This is a genomic window from Campylobacter sp. BCW_6464, assembly GCF_001762775.1.
Classification (GTDB): Bacteria; Campylobacterota; Campylobacteria; order Campylobacterales; family Campylobacteraceae; genus Campylobacter_D; species Campylobacter_D jejuni.
The window spans coordinates 1-7,616 of sequence record NZ_MJXM01000049.1; the positions used below are offsets into that span (position 1 = coordinate 1).

General features: G+C 31.9%; 3 protein-coding genes and 2 pseudogenes. 2 read left to right on the forward strand and 3 right to left on the reverse strand.

What is annotated here, in order from left to right:
* A complete protein-coding gene (locus AJ885_RS06600; RefSeq protein WP_070280904.1) occupies positions 1 to 2,121 on the reverse strand; it encodes a methyl-accepting chemotaxis protein in 2,121 nt (706 codons plus the stop codon).
* Positions 2,122 to 2,289: 168 nt separating this feature from the next.
* Here AJ885_RS06600 and zupT point away from each other — a divergent pair, with 168 nt between their 5' ends.
* Complete coding sequence (zupT, locus tag AJ885_RS06605; protein ID WP_044794573.1) at positions 2,290 to 3,165, forward strand: zinc transporter ZupT; 876 nt, start codon at positions 2,290 to 2,292, stop codon at positions 3,163 to 3,165.
* Between the two features lie 24 nt (positions 3,166 to 3,189).
* Here the strand turns inward: zupT and AJ885_RS06610 are convergent.
* Both AJ885_RS06610 and AJ885_RS06615 read right to left on the reverse strand, forming a co-directional pair.
* Positions 3,190 to 5,707: pseudogene (locus AJ885_RS06610) on the reverse strand (molybdopterin guanine dinucleotide-containing S/N-oxide reductase).
* A 10-nt stretch (positions 5,708 to 5,717) separates the two neighbouring features.
* On the reverse strand, positions 5,718 to 6,293 hold the full coding sequence (locus AJ885_RS06615) for a cytochrome c3 family protein (protein ID WP_070210111.1): 576 nt from the start codon (positions 6,291 to 6,293) through the stop codon (positions 5,718 to 5,720).
* A gap of 165 nt (positions 6,294 to 6,458) precedes the next feature.
* Between AJ885_RS06615 and AJ885_RS06620 the strand changes: the two are divergent.
* Positions 6,459 to 7,616 (forward strand): annotated as a pseudogene (locus AJ885_RS06620) (cache domain-containing protein); the annotation flags it as partial.

Genomic DNA, 7,616 nt, shown 5'->3' on the forward strand with positions numbered 1-7,616 from the left:
TTAAAACCTCTTCTTCTTAACATCTTCTAAGATATTATTAGCTATATCACTTACTGTACTAGAAATAATAGCTGATTCATTAGCAATTTCAACATTATCTTTAGTAGTTTGATCAATTTGTGCTACGCTATCATTGATTTGAGTAATACCTGCAGTTTGTTCTTTAATACTTTCTGCCATATCATTGATAGATTGAACAAGTAAATTAGTATTAGCTTCTATTTCAGATAAAGACTTTTGAGTTCTCTCAGCTAGCTTTCTAACTTCATCAGCCACAACAGCAAAGCCTCTACCATGTTCTCCAGCACGTGCAGCTTCAATAGCTGCATTTAAAGCTAGAAGATTGATTTGATCTGCGATATCTCCTATAATACCTGTAACATTTTTAATCTCTTCAGATTGAGTGATAACATCACTAGTTTTAACTGAAACATTTTGCATAGAAGAAGTGATCTCTTCTAAAGCTGCTGCAGTTTCTTCTAAAGATTGAGCTTGAGAATTTGAAGAAGTGGTTAAGCTTTGAACAGCAGTTTGTAATTTTCCACTTTCATTAGCTAAAGCATTAGCAAAGTCTGAACTTTGTTTTAGCATTTTAACTATTTCATCACCTAAAGCATTAGTAGTTAATTCAACACTTCCTGAAGCATTAGAGATTTTATTTCTAAAATCTAAGCTTTTGTATTCTTCAAATATTTTATGAATAACATTCATATCAGAACCTACTCTAGCTTGTAAAACATCAAGAAGTTTATTTAGAACATTTTTAAGTTCAATAAGTTGTGGGTTTCTTGGATTAGCAGTAATTCTTGCTGTTAAATTACCACCTTCTACAACTGATACGGTTTGAACTGATTCTTTAACAGCTTGATTGTCTTGTTCTAAACCTTTTTTAGTAGCAAGGATGTTTTCGTTGATCATTTTGCCCATTTTTCCAAGTTCATCATCGGCTTTGATTGAAATTAAATCAACTTCGTGTTTTTCGTGATTTAAAAAACGAAAGAAATTTTCTAAAGATTTTAAAATGACAGGAATTCTAGATCCAACTATTTTTTTAACGCAGACATAAACTATAATCAATATGACAAGTAGTATAAAAAAAGAAATAACGATAAAAATAATTTCTAGTTTCTTTAAAGGTGCTAAAACTGAATTTTTAGGAGCAGTTACAACCATACTCCAATAACTTGAATTATTTGCAGTGCTAAAAGATGAAACGGATGCATAGCTTAAATCTCCAGTTGAAGCAACATAATCATCTATTATAACAGTTTTGTGTTCTTTAACAGCGTTATTGACTAACTCCACAGAGGGATCTTTATTTATATCATTGAGTGTTTTTAAAATGGCATTATGATTTTTATGAATGGCAATAACACCTTTATCAGTCATTAAAAATCTTAAATCCCCTTCAAAAAAATCTAATTTTGGATCAAGCATGGTTTCAGAAACTTCAGAAAAATCTAAAGTATATCCAGCAACTCCAATCAATTTACCTTTATTATTAAAAATAGGCATTCCAAAATTAATACCTAGAAAATCTTTTCCATCGTAGTTAAGTTTAGTTGGTGGCCCAACAAATAAACTGTCTTTATCTCCATATTTAGCGTTTTTTTCTACTTGCTCTATAATCTTTAAATTACCAAAATTATTTGGCGTTTGAATCGTTTCTATTCCTCCAGATTTTCCAGTGGTTTGATCAAAATAAATCATAGCAAAAGTTTTACCATCAGAACTTGTGTATCTTTTATCAATTCCTTGAGCATCCCCTAGCACTGAAGTATCTTTTAAATACAAAAAAGTATAAGCTGAATATAAACTACTATCAAATAAATTTTTCATTAAGCTTTCAATCAAATCAGCATCAACTTGATTATTATGTTCAAACATATCATTTAAGGAAGTTGCGGTTCCTTTTGTAAGTGCAACAGTTTCATTTAGAATACCTTCCATATAATTGGTGTATCTTTTTGAAGCTAAAAATATTGAATCCTTGGCCTCTTTCTCCATATTTTCAGAAATATATATGGAAACTGTTGAAACTAATACGATAATGCCTAAAATTACCCCTATAGCTACAGATAGAATAAGCTTAGTGCTTATATTTAAAGAACGAAAATTCATATTTTTTCCTTAACTTTTAAAAATTTATAAAAAACTTAGTATAGTATTCTATATTTTTTTAAAATATTCTTAAAAATTTTAATATCTTTTGTATTTTTACCATATGTTAACTTTTTATAAATATAAGTATTTAAAATATTGAAATTTTATTGAAGTTAAGAATTATTAATGCAATTTACCTTTGAACAGATTTTTATCGCAATGCTACTGACTCTTTTTGCAGGTTTTTCTACAGCTATAGGTTCTATAATAGCCTTTTTTTCTAGAAAAGATGATTTAAGGGTGCTTTCTTTAGGACTTGGTTTTTCAGCTGGGGTAATGATATATATTTCTTTCATGGAAATTTTACCCACTGCACTTAAAGATTTTAAAAATCACTATGATTCGCATTGGGCTGAGCTTTTGGGATTGGCTTGTTTTTTTGGTGGAATTTTAATATCTTTATTGATTGATAAATTAATCCCCGAAGATGTCAATCCTCACGAGCCTAAAAAGGATTTAAGCGAGTTAAAAATTTGTCCCTTACCTCAAAAAGGACAAAATCCTCCGAAATTTCATCCTGGAGAAAAATTACATCAGATCAATACTAAAGCTTTAAAACGCACAGGGATTTTTACAGCTTTAGCTATTGCTATACATAATTTCCCAGAAGGTTTTGCTACTTTTATTTCGAGTCTTGATAATCTTACTTTAGGAATTGCTATAGCTATAGCTGTGGCTATACACAATATCCCTGAAGGTTTGGCCGTGAGTTTGCCAATTTACCATGCTACAGGAGATAAGAAAAAAGCTTTTATTTATTCAGCTCTTTCGGGTTTTGCAGAACCTTTGGGTGCTTTTGTTGGAGCTTTGATTTTATTGCCTTTTATAGGCGATCTTACTTTAGCTATAAGTTTTGCTGTGATTGCAGGAATTATGGTTTTTATATCTCTTGATGAACTTTTGCCCGCTGCAAAAACTTATGATAAGGCCCATGATAGTTTATATGGACTTATATTAGGAATGGCAATAATGGCTTTAAGTTTAAATTTGCTTGGACAATAGAAAGCCTTACGGCTTTCTTGCAATTTAATTCACACCTTTTGGCGCATTAAAGGCAGTAAGTTTTGGTAGTTCACCTTTAAATTTTTCTATGTTTACGAGCCCTGTGTGAGAGATATTGCCATTGGCAAGTTTTGAAGTTGGCATATCCATGGTTAAAACATTTGCATTTCCACATTTGCAAAGTCCGTTTTCATTAGGATCATACCAAGCACCTTCACAAAGCCTTACAACCCCTTGCATGATTTCATCGCTTACAACAGCCCCTGCTAAAACTTCACCGCGTTTGTTAAACACGCGTACTACATCGCCATTTTTTATACCAAGTTTTTTTGCATCTTTGGAATTGATTAAAATCGGCTCTCTATCTTTTATTGCATAAGTATCTCTTAAGCTTGTGTGGCAAAGTTGAGAGTGCAAGCGATCTCTTGGGTGATTTGTAAGTAAGTGGAAAGGTGCTTCTTTGGTTGCATTTCCAAGCCATTCAATAGGCTCAAACCAAGTAGGATGGGCTTTGCAATCATCATAATTATAATTTTTAATCGCTTCTGAGTAAATTTCAATGAGTCCTGAATCTGTACCCAGAGCATTTAAGATAGGATCTTCTATAAATTCTGAAAAACGAGTCCATTCTAAACTTTCAGCTGTTGGTTCAAAAGTGATTGGTTCATTTTTAGCCCAAAATTCTTCAAAACTTGGCATAGGAGCAGCAAAAGCTTCGCCAAAACTTTGAGTTTGTTTTAGGGCACTGTTGTAGTATTCTTTGATGAAATCTTTAGCTTTTTTGCCATTTTCTGTGTAGGCATTAAAGACATCTTTTCCATAAATTTTACAAATATCAGAGAAAATTACATAATCATCTTTGCTTTCACCCACAGGCTCAACTGCTTGTTTCATAGGAACTATATGCATATTTGAATAATCTCCTGTCATGGTAATATCATCTCTTTCATAAGATGAAGTTGCAGGCATAACAATATCTGCCATTTTAGCTGTTGGAGTCCAGTAAATTTCATTTACCACAACGGCGCGTGGTTTTCTCCATGCTTTTACGTTAGTGTTGGTATCTTGATGGTGCACTAAAGGATTTCCGCCTACCCAGTAAATAAAATCAATATCAGGATAGGTAAGCTTAGAGCCGTTGTGATCTATAGTTTTTCCAGGGTGAAGTAAAGCATCAGCGATTCTTGCTACAGGGAAAGAATAACTCGCTGCATTTTGAAGCCATTCTGCGCCTTCGTTTGAAGTTTCGCTTTTTGCTAAACCTTTAAATTTACCATTTTTCCAAATCCCTAAAACTACCTGCTGTCATACCGCCGATAACTCCGCCTTTGCAAGTTGGAACACCGCCATTGCTGTAATGATAGCTTAGTCCAAAACCACCTCCTTTTGTGCCGATTTGTCCTAACATTGCACAAAGAGTAACTAACATCCAGTGAGGCTGTTCGCCATGATGTGCTCTTTGCATACCCCAACCACTCATAATCATAGTAGAATTATCATAAAAAGTTTCAGCTAAATTTTTGATAGTTTTTTCATCGATACCGCAAATTTTACTTGCCCATTTGGTATCTTTTTTCACTCCATCTTCTTTGCCTTCTAAATAGTCTTTAAATTTATCAAAGCCTGTGGTGTAAGTGTCTAAAAACTCGTAATTGACTTTTTTCTTAGCGATTAAATGGCTTGCCATACCTATCATTAAAGCTACATCGGTATTTGGGCGTGGAGCTATCCATTTGGCATTTAAAAATTTTGCTGTAGTGGTTTTTACAGGATCTATACAAATTATTTTGATTTTACTGTCTTTAAGTTTTTCAAAATACGCCAAACCTCTTTGTTCGTTTGAAGTCCAAGCTATACGTAAAGTAGATAGTGGATCAGCACCCCAAATCACAACATATTTAGAATCACTTAAGATATTTTCCCATGAGGTTTGTTGCTCATAAACTTCAATCGATCCTACAACATAAGGCATAATCACTTGAGAAGCTCCTGTAGAATAGTCCCCTGTAGCTCCTACAAATCCACCTGTTACATTTAAAAATCTATGAAGCAAGATACGTGAGTTTTGCATATTTCCACTTGATTTCCAGCCATAGCTTCCACCAAAAATCGCACTTGCACCTTTACTATCTCTTGTTTTTTTAAGCTCTTTGGCGATAAGCTTGATCGCTTCATCGTAACTTACGCGAACAAACTCATCTTTACCACGAAGTTCAGGCTTAGGATTGTCAGGATTTTCAAGGTAAGATTTACGTACATAAGGGTACTTCACACGAGATTTATAAACCATATCGGCGGTATAGTGCTGTAAAGGATTATCCATTTTTGTAACTTTTTTCCAAGGTTCACTTTTTACTATCTTGCCATCTTTTATAGTGAGTTTTAAAATCCTCCAGTGTGCTGCGGTAATCACTTCTCCATTTTTTACAAGTCCGAGGCTAACTTTTGAAGCTTCTAAGGTTTTTCCTGCACTTAAGCTTGGAATGAGAGGTAAAGCACTTAAGCTCGCTCCAATTTTTAAAAATTTTCTTCTATCTAGCATGCTTTTCTCCTTATTTTGTTTTAAAATCTTTTGCGTTTTTTTGTAAGTATTCTATAACTAACCATCTGTCTTTTTTATCAATGCCTGTTCTATCAGCCATAGAACGGAAAATTGCAGGCCAAGTATTAGCTGTAAATTCTTTTTCTTTGTGGATAGCATGACAAATTCCGCAGTTATTTACAAAAAGCTCTTTGGCTCGATTTAACATTTCTTTATTGTCTTTGACAAATTCTTTTTGTTCTGCCCAAATTTCAAGGCTTACCTTATCCCATTTTCCATCTTTTCCAGTTATTCTTTGAGAGAAATTTAATTTTGTATTTTTAGAAAAAGCTGCAACAATAATTCTTTGAGAGTCATTAAAATAAATCACAGAAGTTGCTTTAGGATTTACATAACCATCAATTTTTAGCAAAACCCTGTTATTTTCGCTTTTTAATACTTCAAAAGGATTTGTAGGTAAAAGTCTTCCTATGACTTTAGTATCATCTTTATTAAGATAAAGTGATACAACTTCATCGGCATAGACGGTATTTTCTGCCCATAAATATGTCGCTAGGACAATAAAAGAAATGAAAATCTTTTTCATTGCTATTCCTTAATATAAATTTGATGTAAATGTATTTTAACACTAGTTAATTTAATTATTAATTAATATTAACAAAATATTAATTAATAATTAATAACTTTTTTAGAAAAAAATAAGCATTTTATAGTTATAATTTAGAAAATAAATATACAAGAAAGGAAGACAATGTTAAAATCTATCGGAACTAAATTAACCCTTTCAGTAATTGGAAGTGTTATGGTTAGCTTAGTCTTTATGATTGCCATCATATCATGGAAAGTTTCTCAAAATATGGAAAAAGAAGCAGAAATTGCTCTAGACATAGCTTCAAAAAGATATGTAAATTATATGCAATCCACACTTAACGAACCTTTTTTACTCTCTAAAGCATTAGGTGCTAGTATACAACAAGTTATTAATGATAATGGGAATATTGACATTAATGTATTGGAAAATTTGACCAAAAAAACATTAGATTCAAGTATGCATACCACTTATGCTTTTTTATACATTAAAGATCTTTCAGTCTTATCAGGAAATAAAGAAAAAGACATTCAAAATGGAAATTTATCTATTGTTTATAATGATTCAACTCCAGGGATTGACGGAGGTATTAAAACATTTATACAAAATAAAAATATGTATAACAGTATACCTGTAATCTCAAAAATTGAAAACAATGTGCACAATGGAGAGCAAAAGGTTATTTTTGGTTCAGTTAAGCGTCTTGATTATGGCAATGGAGAATTTTTAGGAATAAACTTAGGAATGCCTATTTTTAATCAAAAAGGAGATTTTGCAGGAGTTATTGGTTTCTCTTTAGAGCTTTCACAGATGTCTAAAGCTTTACTTAATCCTTCATTAAATTTTCACGAAGGAGATCAAAGATTACTACTTACAGATGATGGAACATTTGTTATTCATGAAAATCCTAAAGCAATTTTGCAAAAAATCAATGAATACAACCATTCTCCTTCTGTAGCTCCTATATTAAGTGCTATTAAAGAACATAGAGATATTTTAATCAATAATTTTTATACATCTACAGGTTTAACCAGTTATGCTTCGGTTTCTTCTTTTAGTACATTAGAAAATTCAAGTCATTGGAGTATACTTGTAACAACCCCTAGAACTTCGGTTTTAGCACCTTTATATCATCTTCAATTAATTATAGTTGCTGTAGTTGTTATATTTTTAATTATAATTTCAGCTATTGTATATATGTGTATAAAATATATGGTAAGTGCAAAAATTAATTCAATTTTTAAATCTTTGCAAAATTTCTTTGACTTTATCAACCATAAAACAAAAAATGTTTCCACTATAGAAGTAAAAAGTAATGAT